General features: G+C 43.7%; 14 protein-coding genes. 6 read left to right on the top strand and 8 right to left on the bottom strand.

The annotated features are described in order from the left end of the window. Nucleotides 1-15: 15 nt before the first annotated feature. The 3 genes from J3L18_RS23360 to J3L18_RS23350 all read right to left on the bottom strand — a co-directional run bounded on the left by J3L18_RS23360 (nt 16) and on the right by J3L18_RS23350 (nt 2,435). Nucleotides 16-714 carry a LytR/AlgR family response regulator transcription factor gene (locus J3L18_RS23360; RefSeq protein WP_129569552.1) on the bottom strand — a complete coding sequence of 233 codons (699 nt, stop codon included), beginning with the start codon at nt 712-714 and terminating at the stop codon, nt 16-18. Next, a complete protein-coding gene (locus J3L18_RS23355) occupies nt 711-1,769 on the bottom strand; it encodes a sensor histidine kinase (RefSeq protein ID WP_129569553.1) in 1,059 nt (352 codons plus the stop codon). Before J3L18_RS23355 ends, J3L18_RS23360 begins: the two co-directional genes overlap by 4 nt. Before the next feature lie 180 nt (nt 1,770-1,949). Next, nucleotides 1,950-2,435 carry a hypothetical protein gene (locus tag J3L18_RS23350; protein ID WP_129569554.1) on the bottom strand — a complete coding sequence of 162 codons (486 nt, stop codon included), beginning with the start codon at nt 2,433-2,435 and terminating at the stop codon, nt 1,950-1,952. An 81-nt stretch (nt 2,436-2,516) separates the two neighbouring features. Here J3L18_RS23350 and J3L18_RS23345 point away from each other — a divergent pair, with 81 nt between their 5' ends. Beyond that, nucleotides 2,517-5,435, top strand: a complete 2,919-nt coding sequence (locus J3L18_RS23345) for a hypothetical protein (protein ID WP_129569555.1) — start codon at nt 2,517-2,519, stop codon at nt 5,433-5,435. A 10-nt stretch (nt 5,436-5,445) separates the two neighbouring features. Here the strand turns inward: J3L18_RS23345 and J3L18_RS23340 are convergent, their stop codons facing one another. Then, the gene (locus tag J3L18_RS23340; protein WP_129569556.1) at nt 5,446-7,785 is read right to left on the bottom strand and encodes an efflux RND transporter permease subunit; all 2,340 of its coding nucleotides are present in this window, start codon (nt 7,783-7,785) and stop codon (nt 5,446-5,448) included. A 415-nt stretch (nt 7,786-8,200) separates the two neighbouring features. Here J3L18_RS23340 and J3L18_RS23335 point away from each other — a divergent pair, with 415 nt between their 5' ends. The 4 genes from J3L18_RS23335 to J3L18_RS23320 all read left to right on the top strand — a co-directional run bounded on the left by J3L18_RS23335 (nt 8,201) and on the right by J3L18_RS23320 (nt 14,539). After that, nucleotides 8,201-8,569, top strand: coding sequence for a diacylglycerol kinase family protein (locus J3L18_RS23335; protein ID WP_112657021.1), 369 nt, complete (start codon nt 8,201-8,203; stop codon nt 8,567-8,569). After that, a complete protein-coding gene (recO, locus tag J3L18_RS23330; RefSeq protein ID WP_129569557.1) occupies nt 8,559-9,284 on the top strand; it encodes a DNA repair protein RecO in 726 nt (241 codons plus the stop codon). Before J3L18_RS23335 ends, recO begins: the two co-directional genes overlap by 11 nt. 464 nt (nt 9,285-9,748) lie before the next feature. Further along, the gene (locus J3L18_RS23325) at nt 9,749-12,133 is read left to right on the top strand and encodes a glycoside hydrolase family 3 C-terminal domain-containing protein (protein ID WP_129569558.1); all 2,385 of its coding nucleotides are present in this window, start codon (nt 9,749-9,751) and stop codon (nt 12,131-12,133) included. Between the two features lie 66 nt (nt 12,134-12,199). Further along, entirely contained in the window at nt 12,200-14,539 is a 2,340-nt protein-coding gene (locus J3L18_RS23320) for a glycoside hydrolase family 3 protein (RefSeq protein WP_129569559.1), read from the top strand. A gap of 127 nt (nt 14,540-14,666) precedes the next feature. Here J3L18_RS23320 and ruvC read toward each other — a convergent pair whose 3' ends face one another. The 4 genes from ruvC to J3L18_RS23300 are packed head-to-tail and all read right to left on the bottom strand — an operon-like array spanning nt 14,667 to nt 19,849. Next, on the bottom strand, nt 14,667-15,257 hold the full coding sequence (gene ruvC / locus J3L18_RS23315) for a crossover junction endodeoxyribonuclease RuvC (protein WP_129569560.1): 591 nt from the start codon (nt 15,255-15,257) through the stop codon (nt 14,667-14,669). Nucleotides 15,258-15,276: 19 nt separating this feature from the next. Beyond that, complete coding sequence (gene aat, locus J3L18_RS23310) at nt 15,277-15,915, bottom strand: leucyl/phenylalanyl-tRNA--protein transferase (RefSeq protein WP_129569561.1); 639 nt, start codon at nt 15,913-15,915, stop codon at nt 15,277-15,279. Nucleotides 15,916-15,926: 11 nt separating this feature from the next. Further along, nucleotides 15,927-17,861, bottom strand: coding sequence for a DUF3857 domain-containing transglutaminase family protein (locus J3L18_RS23305; protein ID WP_129569562.1), 1,935 nt, complete (start codon nt 17,859-17,861; stop codon nt 15,927-15,929). Nucleotides 17,862-17,869: 8 nt separating this feature from the next. Next, nucleotides 17,870-19,849: a DUF3858 domain-containing protein gene (locus J3L18_RS23300; protein ID WP_129569563.1), complete on the bottom strand. Its 1,980-nt coding sequence runs from the start codon at nt 19,847-19,849 to the stop codon at nt 17,870-17,872. A 205-nt stretch (nt 19,850-20,054) separates the two neighbouring features. Here J3L18_RS23300 and hflX point away from each other — a divergent pair, with 205 nt between their 5' ends. Then, nucleotides 20,055-21,239, top strand: coding sequence for a GTPase HflX (hflX, locus tag J3L18_RS23295; RefSeq protein WP_129569564.1), 1,185 nt, complete (start codon nt 20,055-20,057; stop codon nt 21,237-21,239). The last annotated feature ends 37 nt before the right edge of the window (nt 21,240-21,276 follow it).

Below are 21,276 nucleotides of genomic sequence, written 5' to 3'. Positions count from 1 at the left end.
TATGTGTTGGTTGATTTACTTACTTGCTATCCATTGCCTGAATTTGCCAGACTGTCGTTCGGAAACCTCCAGTTGAGCACCTGTACTAAGCGTTATTTTTAAACGGCCATCCACCGTTGTTATAGTTTGTATGTATTGCCTGTTAACAATTTGCGCACGATTGATCCTGAAAAAGATATTGCTGGTCAATTTATCCTCCAACTGGTTAAGAGAGCTTTTCAGGAACATCGTTTTATCGCCCAAAAAGATCCTTGCATAATTATCCATCGATTCAATAAGGTGTACAGAGCTCCACTGAATGAAATGATATTGCTGACGGTCTTTCACAAAGATCTGTCCGGCAGGGTCTGTTTTACCCAGGCGCTGCCTTGACTGCGCTATGGCTTTTTCAAATCTTTCTTCGCGGATAGGTTTTACAAGGTAATCAAGCGCACTTACTTCGAAAGCTTTAACCGCATATTGGTCATAAGCCGTTGTAAATATCACCGGTGGTACCTGATCTAACGATTCAAGCAAATCAAAGCCTGATTTTTCGGGCATCTGGATGTCTAAGAAAAGGAGGTCGGGGGTTTCCTCGCCTATCATTTTCAGGGCATCGTCGGCATTGGTGGCTTCTCCCATGATTTCAAAATCAGGGTAACCGGCAAGCAGACGCGTTATTTCATTTCTGGCAGCACGTTCATCATCAACAATCAAGGCCCTTATCTTTGTCATAAAACAGGAATTTTAATGGTTGCTGTTACTATATCATTTGTTTCGCTGAGGGTAAAATGGGCAAAGTCTTTGTATTGTAATTCTAAGCGTTCGGTTAGGTTTTTAAGGCCAAGCCCGCTGCTATCGTCCGTCGGATTTAACCGGCCGGGATTACTTACGGATATTATCAAATTGTCATGATCATTAATAAGTTGTACCCGAATGAGCCCACCTTGTTTTTGCTGACTGATGCCATGCTTTATAGCATTTTCAACAAGCGTTTGAATACACAAGCGGGGAATAAGTATACTATGATACTCATCGCCCGCTTCAATGTGATACTGCAACCGCTCTTCAAGCCGGAGTTTTTCCAGTTCGAGATAATCTTTAACAAGTTCCAGCTCTTCTTTTATGGAGATCATTTGTTTGTCGCCGCTGTAAAGGGAGTTCCGCAGTAGGTCGGCCAGCAGGTCAATTGCCCGCCTTGCCGATTTGGGATCATCAATAACTAAAGCTTTGATATTATTTAAAGAGTTGAACAAAAAATGAGGGTTAAGTTGTGCCGAAAGATTGCTAAGCTGTGCATCGCGGGTAGTAACCGCCAGCCGGGCATTTTCTTGGGCTATATTGATTTCGCGTTTTGCGTAGTGGTATAGATGATAAGCCAGTAGCCAGATCGACATCAATCGTACCCCGGCCACAAAAATGCTATCGCGATAGAAATCAAAAAAATCGCCGAACGGTTCCGAAAACCCCGGTTTAAACCAAACCCTGAAAAGGTAAACCTTCGAAACAGTTACAAACAGGTAAACCAACCCCAATATAAAAACAGCGAGTACCAATCGTGGTAATAATTTGTTTAATCCCAGGTTTTGCCAGCCCAATTTTAAGGCAAGGCAACGATATAAGTGAGTAATGAGGATATAAAGAGCAACATCGGTAGTAAATTGAAGAATGCTTAACCACCAGTTAAAGCCTGGCTGATTGTAGCCCGTATACCCCCAGTAAAGCGCCGCAACCGACCAGCCAATGAGCTGACATTTCCAATAAAGCGATATAGTTACCTGTTGTTTCAATTACTTGTTGCCGAATTGTTTTACCAAAGCAACAAAAACTATTATACAGTTAAAAGATAAAGTACATGAGTGCAGGTATTTAGGGGATAAGCGCAGGAAAAGAATCGAGACTTTTAGACATAAGAGCCAGGAACGTTGTAGCCTGTAAAAGCCTTGACAGATTTGTAAACTTTAAGCGGGTCACTTCTTAGGGACTTTAAGTTTCTTCTCGCGCTTATTATCAGATATCATTTTTACAAGGGTTTTACCCTGTGTTAGTTGTTTGGCATCTTTAACTTTTGCCAGTGAATTTTGCCAGGCTTCGTCTACTAACTTTCTTATTTCCTGCTGCGGAAAAGCTTCAATATTGTTCACCAGCAAATAGCGGTACTGCTTGCCTTCGCCGATAAGTATTTTTTGCGGATCGGAAAGCTCGGAGCCCCAATAAAAGCCAAAATGGGTATTGTAATTAATGCCCCGGTATACGGCAAACGAGCAAAATATGTGACTCATTTTTTCGGTAGGCGACCAGCCCACGGCCAATGCATTATAATTATCGTAAATAAGTTCATTGGCCTGCGGGTACAAGTCCCATATAAAATCGCGCAACCATAAGGCCCGTTCCCTCACTTCAGATGGAAAAGTCCTCATAAAGAAAAGCAGATCGGTAACCTCATCTTTCGGCATATTATAAATGTACAATCTTTTATTTATTGGTAATAATAATTAACTTTATATCACCCAATTATAAACCTAAATATATCCAAATTGAAAATTCTCGGCTCCGCCAAACCGGTATTTATTTATTTGATAAAAGTAATGCGGAGTTTTATCGCCTGCCTCATATTTTTAGCCTGCTTTTTGTTTTTAGGAGTTGAGGGCTATGCCCAAGAAAAAGACCCTGCTTCGCAGTTGCGTGAAATGAAATCGGCACAGGATAGCCTTACCCTCCAAAACCCTGCCGAAAAGATCTATGTTCAACTGGATAAAAGCATTTATACCCCTGGCGATACCCTGTGGTTTAAGGCTTATCTGTTTAACGCGCCTACACTTAACCTGTCGGCCAAAAGCGGTATCATGTATGTGAGCATTGTTACCGATAGCAATGTAATGGTAAAAAAGCAGCGATTGCCTGTTGAGAAAGGGCTTAGCTGGGGCAACATCAGCCTGAAAGATATACCTGCCGGCACTTACACGCTCATTGCCTATACCCAATGGCTTCAAAACTTTAGCCAGGATTGTTTTTTTCGTAAACAATTTACCGTTGCCGATGACACAGGCTGCAATTGGCTGGCTAATTATACCTGCTCAAGTGTGATGGCTGATAACAAGGAGCAGGCACATGTTAAGCTACTGCTGAGTGATATCTATAAAGCCAACGTAGCGGGTAAGCCTGTTCAATTATCGGTATTGAAAGGCCGGAGACAACTATATCGGCAAGCAATTCAAACAGATGAAAAAGGGCTTATAGATATTACTTTTAAGCTACCGGCCAAACCGGGAGATATTCGCATTGTTGCCGGAGATGGTGCAGGTAACCATGTAAATATCCCACTAAACTTTAATCGCCCCCAAGATGCCGATGTTCAGTTTATGCCAGAAGGGGGCGAGCTGATAGCAGGTTTACCGGCACATGTTGGTTTTAAAGCGATAGGTTTGGACGGTAAGGGCATCAATGTTTCAGGCGCAGTTCTGGATCATGAAAAACAGGTTGTTGCTAATTTTGAATCGGAGCATTTAGGCATGGGGAGTTTTAACCTGCCCGTTGTTAATACCGGCGAAAATTATACTGCTAAAGTAACCCTACCGGGTGGCGCAATACGTGAGTTTACCTTGCCCGATGTTAAAAAGGAAGGGATCGGTCTGAATGTGATCAATCCCCCCAATGAAGATTCTGTAAAAGTCCTGCTTTCCGCAACTGATAAAATTGCCCGGTCGGGTGAAAGCTATTTCCTGATTGGTAAAGCCCGCGAAATTATTTGTTATGGTGCAATGGTTGATTTTAAAAACGGGACATCCATTAGCCAAAAAATCAACAAAAAGCTTTTCCCTTCCGGCATCACTCATTTTTTGCTGCTTGATAAAAACAACAAGCCGTTAAATGAGCGGTTGATTTTCATTAACCGGCATGACAACCTGCATTTAAACATTAACGCAGATAAAATGGCTTATAACCTGCGCGATAGTATAGCATTACACATTAGCGCACAGGATGCCCTGGGTAATCCACTCAGGGGCAATTTTTCGATGGCGGTTACCGATGACGCGCAAGTACATCAGGATAGCCTGAGCAACGAGAATATTGTTACCCGCATGCTGCTTACATCCGAATTGAAAGGCTTTGTGGAGCAACCCAACTATTATCTCATCGCCAACAATTCGCAAGCCAAAGAGGCACTTGATAACCTGTTGCTTACACAGGGCTGGGTAAGTTACAACTGGCCCGATGGTAAGGATAACCCTGGTTACGCTGCCGAAACTGAGACAGCAGTTAAGGGCCGTGTAATTAACGTTTTTAACAAACCTGTTAAACAAACTAAAGTGCAGCTGTTTTCAAAATCGCCCGTAGTTGTAACTGATACGCTTACTGATAAGGATGGCAGGTTCGCGTTTCGTAATCTCCCACTTGCAGATACCCCAGCTTATTTTATTAAAACCGCTAAAAAGTTTAATGTTGGCATTGTAATGGATGATGCGCCGCCACCAGTGCTGCTGGCATCTGCCGGCCCCACACCAATGCCCTGGTATGTAAGCAATGACACTACTTTGTTCAACAGTTTAAAAAATAACCGGATACGGCAAAACCTGGCCGACAACCTGCCTGCTGACACGAAAGCGTTAAAAGAGGTAAAAATTACAGCAAAGAAAATAGTTAAAGGCTCACAAAATTTGAATGGTGCGGGCAATGCTGATTTGGCCTTTGACGAGGGCGACATGGTGAAAGCGGGTAAAAAGAGCCTGCTGAATTTTTTAGAGCAACATGTTCCAAACCTGAAATGGGGGACTTTAACCAAACAATATAATTTAAGGTTTGCTTTGCAGGATAAGTCAAAGGATGAAATTAGCGCGATATTTCAATTTGTTCCTATACCTCCTACACCTACCATTCCGTGGTATTTGATAGATAACAAACCCATGATGTTGATAGTTGACGGGATTTCCTTTGGAAGCGTAATCAAGGTAATGTCACTTAACGAGCCAAATGGAAATGATATTAAGAGCTATCTTGAATCAAATACTGCTGAAGATGTTAAGGGGATTGAGGTTAATAGTTCGAGCAAGTATAGCTGGGAGTATTTCTGGAGATATATTCTTGAGGATTGGAAGCATTCTTTAAATCCAGCTCAGATAGCTTTTGTTGAGATTACCACACGCAGCGGTAAAGGGCCCGCGATAGGGCATACCCCCGGGGCTTATTTATATAAACCATTAGCATTAAGTGTTCCCTCCCGCTTTTATCGCCCGCGTTATCTACCTGATAATACCAATAAACATACTCCGGATTTGCGTTCAACCATACATTGGGAGCCCAATGTAACAACAGGCGCCGATGGCAAAGCAACCATATCATTTTATACCGCTGATAAGCCATCAACTTACACCTATATTTTAGAAGGTACTAATATGGATGGCAGTGTTGGCTATACTTATGGTAAAATTAAGGTAACAGGCAATACCAATCCATGAAAGCTCTGGCTTAAGCTTCATCAATATCCGGGCCTTTGATCTTATCCCGGTCAACGCCGCCTTCAAGCGAGAGCAAAAACGCGGGCAGCAGAGTCAGGTTACTGATCATAGCCACCAGCAGGGTTATAGATAATAGTACGCCCAGGGCAACGGTGCCGCCAAAATTTGATATCGCGAAAATACCGAACCCAAAAAACAGCACCGTAGCAATGAAGATCATGCTGACCCCGGTTTCGCGAATGGTATCTGAGACTATTTGCGAGATGCTCTTTTTGCTGTGGCGTAATTCATGACGGTAACGGGTAATGAAGTAAATGGTCTGGTCGGACGAGATGCCCATGGCAATACTGAAAATCAATATGGTTGACGGTTTAAGCGGGATGCCAAAAAAGCCCATAATACCTGCCGTGATAATAAGAGGAATGAGGTTTGGTACCAGTGATATGGCAATCATTTTTATACCCCGGAAAAGGATCCACATTACGCCTGCAATAAGTACAATAGCCCAGGCCAGGCTTTCATATAGGTTTTTCAACAGGTAGTTGGTGCCCTTTATAAATATGATGCTCGAGCCGGTTAGCTCAACGTGGAACTTGTTCGGATTGAAAATAGAATCGATGCGTGGTTGCAATTCGGCCAGTACGGTATTCATTTTTTTTGAACCGGCATCAACCATTTCAAAGGTAACACGGGTAACGCGGTGAGTACTGTCCAGATAGGTTTTTAGCAAACCGCTTGTACCTTTGCCTGAGTTGCCGGCATAGTTGAGGATAAAGTTTTGCTCCAGCCCATCGGGCAGGCGGTAATACTCAGGGCTGCCACCATAAAATGCCTGCGTGCTGAATTTTAAAACCTGGATCAATGATACCGAACGGCTAAACTCCGGGTAGGAAGAGATCAGTTTTTCCAGTTTCTCTACCTTTCGGATCGTTGCTAAATTCATTACCCCGTTTTTGCGTTTGGTATCGATACTAACCTCTAAAGGAAGCACCCCGTTAAAATTCGATTCGAAAAATTTAAGATCGTGCAGGGTGTTATTGCTTTGGGGCAGGTCATCAACCACATATCCATTGATATTAATCCTGACCATACCAACAATGGCAATGAGAACCAATAGGGCGGTGGTTAAATAAATGGTTTTACGTTTGGTATGCACCAGCTTATCTAAAGTGGCCAGCAGCCCATCCATTAGTTTACTGTCTTTAATCCCGGTTTGGCTTGCCTTTGGTGCAGGCAGAAAACTGAATATAATAGGAACCAAAATAAGGCTCAAGGCAAAAGTTCCCATGATACCAATTGAGGCTATCAAACCAAATTGGGTAAGCAATTCGCTATTGGTAAAGCATAACACACCAAAGCCAATAGCCGTAGTAACGTTGGCTATAAAGGTGGTGATACCTGCTCGCTCAACGGCAACCTCCAAAGCAGCCATTTTATTGCTGCTGATGCCGTACTCATGAAAATACTTATTGAGGATAAATACACAGTTGGGGATACCGATAACCACAATAAGCGGAGGGATGATACCGGTTAAAAGTGTCATTTCGTAGTGCATCATTTGCAATACGCCGAGGCTGAATATTACACCCAATATCACGATCAGCACCGGAAAAATAACCGGGAATACCGAACGGAAAAACAGTAACAGGATCAGCGCAGTAATAACAACCGACAGGCTTAGGAATAATGAAAATTCATGAGCTACCAGGTCGCCCACTACGGTGCGGATAAGCGGTAAACCCGAATAATGTACTTTGATATTATGCTTGTTTTCAAATGCCTGCCCAAGCTGATCGATCTTTTTAATGATGGGCACGCGGAACGGCGTATTAATGATCTTGTCATCAAAAGTAATAGCCATGAGGGTGCTTTGTCCGTCGTTGCTTATTACCAACCCTTTGTAAAAAGGCATGGAAGCAAGCTGTTGTTTTACGCTGTCGACAGCCTCGGCGGTTTGCAGCGGACCGGAAACTAAAGGCTTCAATACAAATTTATGCTGCAGGGTGTCCTTTTGCAGGTTGTAGATATTAGCCGCCGAGATCACAGCCTTGATCCCTTTTATTTTCTTTAACTGTTCGCCAATCTGGTACCAGTCGTTAAAAACATCTTTATCAAAAATATTGGGCGATTTAATGCCAATAACCATCGATGAAGCATCCTGCCCGAAAGTTTTCTTGAACTCGGCGTAGCGGATAAACGCCGAATCAGTAACCGGAAGCACTTTGCCGCCATTGAAGGTGATTTTTACCTTCGACGCTTCATAGCCCATAAAGGCACTCAGCGCTAAAACGCAAATAAAAATTATCAGCCTGTTTTTAAGAATTGCAGAAGCTATATGTTTCCAGAACATTATTAACAATATATAAGAGAGAGGCGCAAAACTACAAAAAATGCGTTATCTGCCTATTAATGATAGTGATAATGTGACAATGAGTTAACGGGTAAAGGATTGTACGTTATCGCCTGATCTACTTGCAGCGTTTAGTGTTCAATTTTTTTAGGGCTGAACACTTGTTGTTGTTTCATAAAATATTGACATTGATAATCAGTTAGTTACGTTTTGTTGAATTGGCTGTTTTTGGATATTTGAACGATTTGGTGTTGATAATCAGGGTTTTGTGTTTTGGTAAAAGAAAAAGTTGAACACCGGTTTTTTTAAAAATTGAACACTTGTATTATGCCCTTTGCTATTGGTGCCGTTACCTATGGCAGGAGCGCTGTAAATGCGCTATCCGCATTTGTGCCTAAACTTTGTATTTTTGAACATGAAAAGGTTGGTACGCAGTTTTGGTTTTGCGTTTAAGGGCTTGGGGTATGCTGCTAAAACCCAGCCTAACTTCAGGTTTCATTTGGTGGCCGGAACGATTGCAGTAATCCTGGGCTTACTTTTTCAGATCTCAACTGCTGAGTGGCTTTGGCTCTTGGCCTGCATTGCCGTGGTGCTTATCACCGAATTACTCAATACTTCGCTCGAAACACTGACCGACCTGGTTTCGCCTACTTATAACGAAAAAGCGGGGCATGTAAAAGATATAGCTGCCGGCGCTGTTGTTGTGGCTGCATTGTTCGCGCTGATAACCGGAATAGTTATTTTTTTACCGAAGATCATTTTATTGATAAGGCATGCTGCATAAAACCCGGGGTATCATATTCAGGGCTACTGATTACGGTGAAAGCAGTGTGATCGTACAAATCTTTACCGAGAAATTTGGTCTGCAATCGTACATCATTAATGGTGCTAAAAAGCCCAAGGCTAAAATAGGCAGGAACATGCTGCAACCCCTGCATTTGTTAGATCTGGTGGTCTATCACAAAAATACAGGCAGCGTGCAGCGCATTTCCGAATTAAAGAACGCGCCGGTATTGCTTAGTATCCCTTACGATGTGATTAAGGGCTGTATAGCCATATTTTTGAACGAAGTGTTGTACAAAGCGATAAAGCAGCAATCGCCGGATGAGAACCTGTTCGATTTTATTTTCAGCGCTATTGAATGGCTCGATCATCAAACAGAAAGTGTTGCCAACTTTCACCTAATATTTTTAACCCGGCTTACCCGTTACCTCGGTTTTTACCCCGACAGATATATGGAGGATGAGGCTGATTATTTCGACATTAAAAACGGGCAGTTTACCCGTTACAAGCCCGAAAGCATTTCATACCTTTCACCTCCGCACGCCCGGAATTTTGCATTGGTGCTGCAAACCGGTTTTGAAGACATGCTCCACCTTAAGCTAAACAATGATGAACGCCGCTACCTGGTGCAAAAGCTGCTGGAATATTACGCTATGCATATCGAGGGCTTCGGCAATATCAAATCGGCTGATGTGCTGGAAGAGGTGTTGGCGTAGTACCCTGATTTGAGTTAACTGTGGATACAGCCCGTAACCTGGAAAATGCCGAAAAATCGTCATTGCGAGTGTTTAAATCCGGAGGCCTCTGAAGGTGAAATGACAAAGAGGGCCTGTCAGTCTGAGCCTGTCGAAGACTCGTGCGCAGAGGCCTACTCACCATGCTTCGACAGGCTCAGCATGACCCCCTTTTTAAGTTGTCATGGGTAGGCACGAAGCAATCCCCAATAAGCAGAGCCGCTTTACACATTCGCCCTGTAAAGTCGGGGATTGCCGCAATGACGGGTAGAAAGGCTTCATCATCACAACTCCTACCTTCCCATCCGTATTCTTCATCTATTCATCGATAAAACTTGCTATTGTAAAACTTAATTTTTACTATTGTGTAATAATGACACAAAGAGTATATTTTCCTTGCTGTTATTATCGCCAATTAGCCCCTTTAACCTATTTAATTTTAAAAAATGAGAACGAGCTACAAACTACACGTTGCTTTAGCATGCGTTTTATTTGCCGGTGGTATTCACCAGGCAGTACAAGCCCAAAGCAAAAGCCCTGCCCCACAATTAAGCGCAACAAACGTAAAGCAGATTGTTGCTGCCATGACACTCGAAGAAAAATCGAAGCTTGTTGTGGGAATGGGTTTTAAAATGCCGGGTGTACCGCCGCCGGTAAAGGGTAAAAAGCCCGAAGCTATTGATATAGGTGGTTTTAAATTGCCACCCTCTGATCCGGATGCTTACAATATCCCCGAAAAAGTTCCCGGGGCTGCCGGTCGCACGCATGCTATTCCACGTTTAGGTATCCCGTCTATCACGGTATCTGATGGTCCGGCAGGTTTGAGGATTGAGCCTATCCGCAATGGCGATAAATCAAAAACGTATTATGCTACGGCGTTCCCGGTTGCCACCTTGCTGGCCTCAACCTGGGATACACAATTGGTAAATAAAGTAGGCGTTGCCTTTGGTAACGAAGTGCGCGAATACGGTGTGGATATTTTGCTGGCGCCGGGCCTCAACATTCACCGCAACCCGCTCGGCGGCCGAAATTTTGAGTACTATTCTGAAGATCCTTTAGTGGCCGGCAGTATGACCGCTGCCATTGTTAACGGTATCGAATCAAACGGAGTAGGTACTTCTATTAAACATTATGCGGCTAACAACCAGGAAACCAACCGTAACTCCATCAACACCATAGTAAGCGAACGTGCTATGCGTGAGTTGTACCTGCGCGGTTTTGAGATTGCGGTAAAAAAAGCGCAGCCATGGACGGTGATGTCGTCATATAACAAACTGAACGGCACTTTTACATCCGAAAGGCGCGACCTGCTCACTACCATTCTTAAAAAGGAATGGGGTTTTAAAGGTTTTGTCATGACTGATTGGTTTGGCGGTAAAGATGCCGTAGCGCAGATGAAAGCAGGCAACGATCTGCTGATGCCGGGTAACCCAACCCAATCTGATGACATAGTGGCTGCTGTAAAAAGCGGGAAGCTTAGCGCTCAGCAACTTGATGCCAACGTTGAGCGCATCCTGAATGTGATAGTTCAATCGCCTACGTTTAAAAAATATAAATATTCTGATGCCCCTGATCTGGCCGGTCATGCTGCTGTAGCCCGTGAGGCAGCCGCGCAGGGTATGGTGCTTTTGAAAAATGATGATCACGCATTGCCATTTGGTACAGGTAAAAGGATTGCTGTTTTCGGCAATACCTCATATGATATTATTGCAGGCGGTACCGGCAGTGGCGATGTAAACAAAGCATATACTATTTCATTGATGCAAGGTTTGGCCAATGCCAATTTTAAGCTACAGGAAACGCTTTCCAATAATTATAAAGCGTACCTCACAGATATGAAGGCCAAACAGCCAAAACCTAAAAACTTTTTTGACCATCCCGCACCAATCCCCGAAATGGATGTAAACGCTATCGTAGGCGAAGAAGCTAACGGTGCTGATGAAGCGCTGATTACGATAGGCCGTAACGCAGGTGAAGGTGCTGACCGAAAATTGGAAAGCGATTATTATTTAAACGATGCCGAAAAAGGATTGATCAATGGTGTTGCCAGCGCGTTTCATGCTAAAGGTAAAAAGGTAATAGTTGTACTTAACGTAGGTGGTGTTGTTGATGTTACCGCCTGGCGCGATAAGGTTGACGGGATTTTATTAGCCTGGCAGCCAGGCCTGGAAGCCGGTAACGCCATTGCCGATGTGTTAAGCGGTAAAGTAAACCCATCGGGCAAACTGGCAACTACTTTCCCTGCCGACTATAAAGATGTGCCATCGGCTAATAACTTCCCCGGTACGCCCGAAGGTAAACCAACACAGGTTATCTATGAGGAAGGTATTTACGTGGGATACCGTTATTACGATGCCGCTAAAGTTACCCCGGCCTATGAGTTTGGCTACGGATTGTCATACACCAACTTTAAATTCAGCGATCTGAAATTAAGTTCGAAGGTTTTCAAAAACATGATCACTGCCTCGGTTACTGTTAAAAATACCGGCGATGTAGCAGGTAAAGAGGTGGTTCAGCTATATCTCGCGGCTCCTAAAAAGGACCTGGATAAACCGGAAGATGAACTGAAGGCTTTTGGTAAAACAAAGCTGCTGGCACCGGGCCAATCTCAAACCTTAACGTTTACTATCAAAGCGGCCGACCTGGCTTCGTTTTATACCGACAGGCAGGCCTGGATAGCTGATGAAGGAGACTATAAAGTGAAAATAGGTTCATCATCGCGCAAAATAGAGGAAACGGCATCTTTCAGCCTCGCCAAAGATATCACTGTTGAAAAAGTAAACAAGGCGCTGCTACCCGAACAAACCATAAACGAACTAAAACTAAAGTAAAACCAACCCCGGCCTCTGCATATTTTTTGCAGGGGCTTTTTTCTTTAACCTGAATCATGAATGATCATGGCCAAACCTATTAAACTGATAACCCTGCTGGCCCTGCTGCCGGCAACCGCTGTTATAGCACAAAACAAATGGACAGAAAGAAAAGCGGGCGATATTGCTTTTGTTACTAACACAGGCGGGCAAAACCTGGGTTATGCCACCACATCGGGTGTGAAAATATTGACTGTTGATGGCTTTGCTTTTAAAGATCTGAACAAGAATGGTAAGCTGGATAAGTATGAAGACTGGCGCTTGCCTGTTGATGAACGTGCTAAAGACCTCGCCTCAAAAATGAGCGTTGAGCAAATTGCAGGATTGATGTTGTACAGCCGTCATCAACCAATCCCAGCGGCGGCAGGTGGTCCGTTTGCAGGTACTTATAACAACAAGGTTTTTACTGAAAGTGGCGCTAAAGCGTCCGACCTATCTGATCAGCAAAAGCAGTTTTTAGCAAAGGATAATGTAAGACATGTACTGGTAACATCGGTACAAAGCCCGGAAATAGCCGCGCAATGGAATAATAACGCGCAGGCTTTTGTAGAAGGCCTGGGTTTAGGTATCCCCAACAATAACAGTTCTGATCCCCGCCATGGCACCGTGGCAACAGCCGAATACAATGCCGGGGCTGGAGGGGCTATTTCCATGTGGCCGGGCTCGCTTGGATTGGCTGCTACCTTTGATCCTGAAGTGGTGAAAAACTTTGGGCATATAGCTGCGCAGGAATATCGGGCCTTGGGTATTTCAACGGCGCTTTCGCCGCAGGTAGATATCGCTACCGATCCGCGATGGGCGCGTGTGAGCGGTACTTTTGGCGAAGACCCTCAATTAGCTGCCGATATGGCCCGTGCGTATATCGATGGCTTCCAGACTTCGGCTGCCGAAAAGGAAATTAAAAATGGCTGGGGTTATAACAGCGTAAACGCTATGGTTAAACACTGGCCAGGCGGCGGTGCAGGAGAGGGTGGCAGGGATGCGCATTATGCTTATGGCAAGTATGCGGTTTATCCGGGCAACAATTTTAAGCAGCATTTGATCCCTTTTACCGAGGGCGCATTTAAGCTGCAGGGTAAAACAGGCATGGCTGCGGCCGTAATGCCCTATTATACCATCTCATACAACCAGGATATCAAAAACCACGAAAACGTGGCCAACAACTATAACTCCTACATTATCAACGACCTCCTCCGTAAAAAATACAAATACGATGGCGTAGTTTGTACCGACTGGCTGGTTACCGGCGATGAAACTACGGTTGATTCCTTCCTTTCGGGCAAATCATGGGGCGTAGAAGGCCTTTCTATAGCGCAGCGCCATTACAAGGTGCTGATGGCGGGTGTTGATCAGTTTGGCGGCAATAACGAGGTTGCCCCGGTTGTTGAAGCATACCAAATAGGTATAAAAGAACATGGCGAAGCGTTTATGCGGGCAAGGTTTGAGCAATCGGCAGTGAGGTTATTGCGCAATATTTTCAGGACGGGATTATTTGAAAACCCTTACCTGGAACCCGAAGTTTCCAAACAAGTTGTTGGCAAGCCCGAGTTTATGGATGCCGGTTACCAGGCGCAGCTTAAATCAATAGTGATGCTTAAAAATAAGGCTAATATTCTGCCTTTGCAAAGCGGCAAAACGGTATATGTTCCTAAAAAATTCACCCCGGCCGGCAGGAATTTTTTGGGAATGGAGACACCTGAAAAATTGGAATACCCGGTAAATATGGAAACTGTTAAAAAGTATTTTAAAGTGACTGATAACCCTGATGAAGCCGATTATGCATTAGTGTTTATTGCCAGCCCCAACAGTGGCGGCGGTTATAACAGCGCCGACGCCAAAAACGGCGGAACAGGTTATGTGCCGGTGAACCTGCAATACGGAACATACACTGCTGCCGATGCCCGTGCAACCAGTATAGCAGGTGGCGACCCGCTGGAGAAATTTACCAATCGTACTTACAAGCGTAAATCAAGTACTGCTATTAATGTTACCGATTTGGCTATGGTTACCGATACTTATGCCAAAATGAAAGGGAAGCCGGTTATTGTATCTGTTAATATGAGCAATCCGATGGTATTTGCTGAATTTGAAAAGGATGCCAATGCTATCATTGTTGATTTCGGCGTGCAAGGCCAGGCCTCGCTTGATATCATGACAGGTAAAGCAGAGCCATCTGCATTGTTACCGCTGCAAATGCCGGTGGATATGAAAGCCGTTGAAGCGCAGTTTGAGGATGTTCCTCACGATATGAAATGCTATGTTGATGAACAGGGCAATAAATATGATTTTGGTTTCGGCTTAAACTGGAAAGGGGTGATTAAAGACGGGCGTGTGGGTAAGTATGTGAAAAGTGTGGTGAAGCCGTAAGATATTAAAATATAACATTAATGTAGAGGCGCATAATTGCATCTCCCATAGGACATGCCGTATGATGGTCTATTGTAATTTGCATGTGGGAGACGCAATTATGCGCCTCTACATTTGATGGATAATCTCACTTCACAACCCGCTTGGCATTGTCTTTCACAAAAGTATCCCAACCTGAATATGATTTTTTAGAGCCCGATTTTCCAGAACCCGAACCTGTAGGGATCCGTTGAAATGAATGGCAAACAGCCACAGCCAAACCATCGGTAGCATCCAAAAAATCGGGAGTTTCCTTGAACTTTAGCAGGCTTTGCAGCATAGCGGCTACCTGTTCTTTGGTAGCGTTTCCGTTACCGGTTATGGATTGTTTTATTTTACGCGGGGCATATTCGGTGATCTCTACATTGCGCGATAATGCCGCGGCTATAGCCATGCCCTGCGCGCGACCGAGTTTAAGCATTACCTGTATGTTTTTGCCATAAAAGGGGGCTTCTATAGCGAGGCAATCGGGGTGGTAGTTATCAATGAGGGCAACGGTTTTTTCAAAGATGCGCTGCAGCTTAAGCATATGATCGTCGGTAACGGGCATTTTTACTACGCCCATAGCAAGTAGCTCAATTTTAGGGCCGGTTTCCTTTAGCAGTCCGTAACCCATAACGGCTGTGCCGGGGTCGATACCTAAAATGATCCTTTCCTTTAAATTTACCACCTGCTGCATATGGCCCAAAGGTAACTAATCAAACTAAATTATTTAGCAATACATCCATATATTGCTCCCGGCTTATCATCCTTGCTCCAAGCGATTCGAGATGACCGGTGTGTACCTGGCAATCGATAAGCTTGTACAGCCCTGTATTGCACAGATAGATGAGCGCTGTTTTTGAAGCGTTGCTGACGCGGCTAAACATACTCTCACCACAAAAAACATCACCTACGTGTACACCGTAAAGGCCGCCTACCAGCTTGTCATCCTGCCATACTTCAACCGAATGGGCATAGCCTTCCAAATGCAGGCGGTTATAAGCGGATATCATATCGGGCACTATCCAGGTGCCGTCCTGCCCTTCGCGCGGAGCGGTTGAACAGGCTGTTATGACATCGTTAAAGCAGGTATCAACAGTAACCTTCAGTTTGCCGGAGCGTAATACCTGCCGCATGGATTTGGATACTTTCAACTCATCAGGAAATAAAACAAACCGCTCATGAGGCGAATACCACAGGATGGGTGTATCATCGCTATACCAGGGGAAAATGCCGTTTTGATAGGCCAGCAATAACCGTTTGGTACTCAAATCGCCGCCAACAGCCAAAAGCCCGTCTGGTTCGGCCAGATCGGGCTTTGGAAATATTAAACGTTCGTCGAGCCTGAATATCATCAGGCGCAAATTTATGCTTTACGGCGGATCACCAGCTTTTTATTTTGGGCTTTGGCTATCGCATCCAGATAAACCTGCAATTCGGTGTATTTGGCGGCGGGGATTACATGGTTTTTTAAGTTGAATTTGGTAGTGCTTACCACCTGGTTTTTAGTTGCGTCATAAACATACCTAACATCATAAGTGCCGTAAGTAAATTTAAGGCTTTGATCGGCAGGCAAAGCATCAATTTCAAAGCCGGCAGGCAAATCAATGGTGGTAACGCATGTTTTTAACATGGGAATTTCAAAGAAAAAATCGCTTTTTCGTTTTTCAAGTATGGGTACGGTTGTTTTCCACAGATCAAAAACACGGGGTTTGTAAAACTGCTTGTTGCCCGCCGATACATCGCAAAATTTATCGTACTCCAGCTCAATGTCCAGTTCTTTTATGCCGTCTTTATCTGTTGATGGCTTGAACTCAAAAACTGATGGCTGCTTCATGTTCAGCATCTTAATCAATACCTGTTTTTGCTCGTCGGTTTTTAAAGCTGCTATACCAAGGTAATCATCGCGATATTCGCCTGTGCTTAAAATTTTAAGTGTTGCCTTTGCGCCGCCATCCGCGTCAAGTACCACATGCGCCTCGCTATTAAATTGGTTATCAATATCTGTACTGCGTGGCGTTTTAACCAGTTTGCCCCCATCTTCGGTAACCAGCAATGCATACCTGTTTTCGGTAAATGGGCCAAGCTTACCAAATGGCTTTTGCATATTGGTACACTCAAGCCAGGTAGTATCGCCTTTAAAAGGTACACATAAAATAATGTGATTAAAGGGATCGCTTGGAAATGCAGGATCAGCGGGCTCTTCGTTTGAACCTGCGTTTATTATGGCATAATACGATGGAATATCAGCTGCCTTTAATAAGGCATACATGTAGTTTGATAATGCCTTGCAATCGCCATACTTTTTCTGGTCGACAAATGTAGCCGGGAATGGCTTTAAACCTCCAATGCCGAGCTGGATACTTACATAACGCATGTTTTGCTGCATGTATTGGTATAAAAATCTGGCTTTCTCTTTGTCTGTTTTAAAGTCGGCCGTCATTTTTTTAACCTCGGCTATCCGCTCCGGACTAAGCGAGCATACGTCTGCATTGAGGGCCTGCAGCCATTTGCCAAAATTTTGCCAGGTGCTGATGTCGCCGGGAATACCACCAAACTGGAATGAGTTTGCTGCAAACATGATCCGCGGCATAACCTGCCATGATTCAGCATCGTCTTCGGGCTTTACAGCTTTTAAATTTTTTACATGCCAGGTGTACTTTTCAAATTCGCCGGCAGGTGTTTTTTCGGGCTTGATGGTAGTATTCTTATTCATGTACCTGAAGCCTACCGAAGGATTGACCAGGACAGTATACTCCGCGTTTTGGACGGCCCTTTCAGATCGTTGGATCTCCCATTCACCAAGATCAAGAAAGCTGTTCATATCCTCCTCAAACATTACCTCAATAGTAGTTGGATATGCAGATATCGGATGTTTTATGGCCAGCATCCGGTCGTCCGTTACAATCGAGATCCCATCGGTAGCGGCATAATCATAAAAATCGCTCTTGTGATATTTTTTTATCATCGTTCCATCAGCGTTGTAAACCAGCATTTGCACGTTATCAACACTGCTGAATTTTTTATCGTAACCCAGGCCAAGTTGAGCAGCGGCATCACCTTTTTCATTTAAAACAGTAATGATGGCGTGATGCTTTAGCGTCATTTTACCAGCTGCTTTTACGGTAACCTCGTCTGAAGAATACCGCACAACCGAATTTGCTTCTCCCTTTAATGAATCGGGGATGGTTGATGCTATATAAAATTCTTTCGGGAGATTTTTATCCTGTCCATAGCTTTTGATTGATAAAATGACAATGCCTGCAATAGTTAGCAGCCTGTAAAAATATGTAGTGCTCATGTTTTCGATCAGGCTTTTTTAAGTACTATCTGCTCAGTAAGCATATCCTGCATTTGTTTGTAGAACTCTCTCAGCTCAGGATAACTTTCTTTTTCGTAAAAAGCCTTTTCGTATGATATAACATATCGCACTACAATCATTCCGTCCTGTTCGGCAATAAAACGTTTAAGGCTTATACTTTGATCGGGCATAACCATGCGTATGCTTTTTGGCAGCGCATCAACTTTATAACCTGCCGGAATTTTGTAGGTACCGTTTATCTCATACCTGTTACGATGCCCAAAATCAATATCAGTAGCGCGCTTTTCGCTCAGGAAAGGGTTGGTACGTATAGGGGTAAAAAGGTTGGGGTTAAAATATATATATGTTCCGTCGGAACCGGTGAGCTCCAGGTCAAAAGCTATATTTTGTACCAGTGGCAGGGTATCTGACTCCATATCCTTCATTTTTAATGACGATATTTTAAGGTTATTGTCGTTGGCCTTTATGTAGTCGATATATTTTTTTTCACCATCGGTTTTATAGCGTTCAACACTGCTTATTTTGTGGTAGCTGAAGCTGCTGATATCTGCAGTTCCGGTCATTTTGCTATCCGCCTTAATGTCGGCATTAATCATAACCACCTGCCTGGCCGGAGCTGCTTTTGTAATATAAAGCATATCGTAAGCGTTGGCCTGCTTATCGATATACAAACCCGATGAATTCAATAGCATATCGGGTGTTTCATTATATAAATTGTATTTGTTTGTAGCATCAAGTATGTACTCTTTTGTGCTATCAACAGGAATATAAACCACTGCACGGTTAAACTGCGAAAGCGAGGTGTTGAAGCGGTTCACTTTTCCGTGTTCGCGGGTGCTCACAATCATTGGGTAGATTTCCTTAATGCCCGATTGTTTAAGCAGGTGGTATAAAATAATATTAACCTCGGCCGAATTGCCCGTTTTCTTTTCCCATGCCCGGTAAGTACCATCGTTGGTATACCAGCGGTCAACTCCATCCCATTTCATGAGGGTTTTTACCTGGTTAAAAACGTAAGCTATTTTTTCATCATCAGTTTTAAAGGTTTTGGCTTTGGTGATAATGGGCTCTTCGTCTTTTAATTTACGTTTTAACTGGCCGCCAAAATCTTCATCATCGGCAATAAGACCGCCCACTTTAGCCCAGGTATCTGAATATGACTTGTAAAAGCCATAGCTTGATTTTACAGAAGTAAGGTTAAACTGTAACGACATGATATTGTCGGTATATGAGCGCATGTAAGGCTCATCATGCAGCGAAGGGATGTTTTCCATAACCCTAAAATCTTTTTCATCATTATATGATAAAGGATTTGTGCCGGGCATGGTGCGGGCTTCTGAATCATGGGTTGCTTTTGAATAAGGCATCCAAACGTGGTTCACCGTGCGGAAATACAACAGATCGGGAATAGACGTATCCAACTCGCTGTACCGCACCGGTATTTTTTGCTGAAAATCCCACGACGGGAAATTGCTTATCGAAACAGTATGATATTTATACTTGTATTCAATTACTGACCCCGCCTTAACGTTTGGCATTGAAAATACAATAGCGCTGCGTACTTTATCAATGGCTTGGGTATAGATAAGTTTTTTATCCAGCTTGGTTATTTCGGGCTTTCCGTTAACCAGGTTAATGGTTTCGGCTTGCACATCGTTAATATATTCCAGCCGGTTACCGCCGTAATATTCAATACGGATGTTGGCTTCATCTTTACCATTATCGTTAAAAATCTTGATCCTTTTGTGATACTCGCCGCTAATGTCAAACGAACTATCGTAATAAACATCGCCTTTGTTAAAAAGGACTTCGGCATTGGCATCGGGCTCAAAATCGCATTTGGTCATCTCAAGGTCCGCGATTTCAATTTTGCCAAAGGGTAAAACTTTAGAAGGGGTTTCGGTTTTTTGAGCGTTTACCGGTAACGCAAATAGGGCTGCTCCAAGCAGCAGTAAGAGCCTGTTCATCGTGATGAGGTTTAATCAAATCAAAAATAACAATTGTCGGAATATTTAAAAGCAAATTTTTTTAGTCATTTTAATTTAATTTTTTAATGAAAGCTCGTGTCATGAATTTATTCCCGCTTATGTTATTTTGACATTAAAATTTTATTTCATAGCCCCGTTTACGTACATTTATTTAATTGGCACTTTGATTGATATACTGTAATTAATGAAGCAAAAATTTTATGATACTGCTGTGAAGCAGGAAAAAGCGGTACTTGTGGGTGTAATAACCCCCAATGAAACCGACGAGATTGAGAAAGAGCACCTGGAAGAGCTCGAGTTTTTGGCCAGCACCGCGGGAGCGTTAACGGTGAGCCATTTCACTCAAAAACTACAGCGCCCGGACAGGGCAACTTTTGTTGGCACAGGTAAGCTGGAAGATATTAAAGCCTACGTTAAAGAAGAAGAAATTGATATAGTTATTTTTGATGATGGCCTTTCGCCATCGCAACTGCGTAATATTGAGAACGAACTGCAGGTAAAGATCCTGGACAGGAATAACCTGATCCTGGATATTTTTGCAAGCCGTGCCCAAACAGCGCAGGCCAAAACTCAGGTTGAACTGGCGCAATTGCAATACCTGCTGCCCCGCCTTACCCGCCTCTGGACCCACCTGGAGCGCCAGAAGGGTGGTATTGGTATGCGCGGCCCGGGTGAGTCGCAAATTGAAACCGACCGTCGTTTGATCCTGAATAAAATCTCCTTACTAAAGGATAAGCTAAGGCAGATAGATAAACAGAACGAAACACAACGCAAAAACCGCCATCAGCTGGTGCGTACCGCACTGGTGGGATACACCAACGTAGGTAAATCAACTATCATGAATATGATAGCCAAATCGGAAGTGTTTGCGGAGAATAAGCTGTTTGCCACACTGGATACTACGGTGAGGAAAGTTGTGATCGAGAACCTGCCTTTCCTGATGTCGGATACGGTAGGGTTTATCCGCAAATTGCCGCACCATTTGGTTGAATGTTTTAAATCGACGCTTGATGAAACCCGCGAGGCAGATATCCTGATCCATGTAGTGGATATTTCGCACCCCAATTTTGAAGATCAGATCCGTACGGTTAATGAAACCCTCAAAGATATCGGCGCTATTGATAAACGCATTATTACTGTATTTAACAAAATAGATGCCTTTAAACCCGAAGATCACCAGGTGCCGCAACAGGAAGAACCATTGACACTGGAAGACTTTAAACAAAGCTGGATGGCCAAAAACAATGCTCCTGCCATATTTATCTCCGCAACTAAAAAGGAAAATGTGGAGGAGTTTAGGGCCTTACTTTATAAAGAAGTGAAGGCTATACATACTGAAAGGTATCCGTATGACGCTTTGTTGTATTGATAATTGGTTGAAAATAATATAAACAAAAGAGGGACGC

Source organism: Mucilaginibacter gossypii, from assembly GCF_017569325.2.
GTDB lineage: Bacteria > Bacteroidota > Bacteroidia > Sphingobacteriales > Sphingobacteriaceae > Mucilaginibacter > Mucilaginibacter gossypii.
This window is presented reverse-complemented; position numbering and strand designations above follow the sequence as displayed.

Coding starts and splice junctions, on each gene's coding strand:
- J3L18_RS23360 (WP_129569552.1), bottom strand. CDS start 714: ATGACAAAGATAAGGGCCTTGATTGTTGATGATGAACGTGCTGCCAGA.
- J3L18_RS23350 (WP_129569554.1), bottom strand. CDS start 2,435: ATGCCGAAAGATGAGGTTACCGATCTGCTTTTCTTTATGAGGACTTTT.
- J3L18_RS23340 (WP_129569556.1), bottom strand. CDS start 7,785: ATGTTCTGGAAACATATAGCTTCTGCAATTCTTAAAAACAGGCTGATA.
- J3L18_RS23335 (WP_112657021.1), top strand. CDS start 8,201: ATGAAAAGGTTGGTACGCAGTTTTGGTTTTGCGTTTAAGGGCTTGGGG.
- recO (WP_129569557.1), top strand. CDS start 8,559: ATGCTGCATAAAACCCGGGGTATCATATTCAGGGCTACTGATTACGGT.
- J3L18_RS23325 (WP_129569558.1), top strand. CDS start 9,749: ATGAGAACGAGCTACAAACTACACGTTGCTTTAGCATGCGTTTTATTT.
- J3L18_RS23320 (WP_129569559.1), top strand. CDS start 12,200: ATGGCCAAACCTATTAAACTGATAACCCTGCTGGCCCTGCTGCCGGCA.
- ruvC (WP_129569560.1), bottom strand. CDS start 15,257: ATGCAGCAGGTGGTAAATTTAAAGGAAAGGATCATTTTAGGTATCGAC.
- aat (WP_129569561.1), bottom strand. CDS start 15,915: ATGATATTCAGGCTCGACGAACGTTTAATATTTCCAAAGCCCGATCTG.
- J3L18_RS23305 (WP_129569562.1), bottom strand. CDS start 17,861: ATGAGCACTACATATTTTTACAGGCTGCTAACTATTGCAGGCATTGTC.
- J3L18_RS23300 (WP_129569563.1), bottom strand. CDS start 19,849: ATGAACAGGCTCTTACTGCTGCTTGGAGCAGCCCTATTTGCGTTACCG.
- hflX (WP_129569564.1), top strand. CDS start 20,055: ATGAAGCAAAAATTTTATGATACTGCTGTGAAGCAGGAAAAAGCGGTA.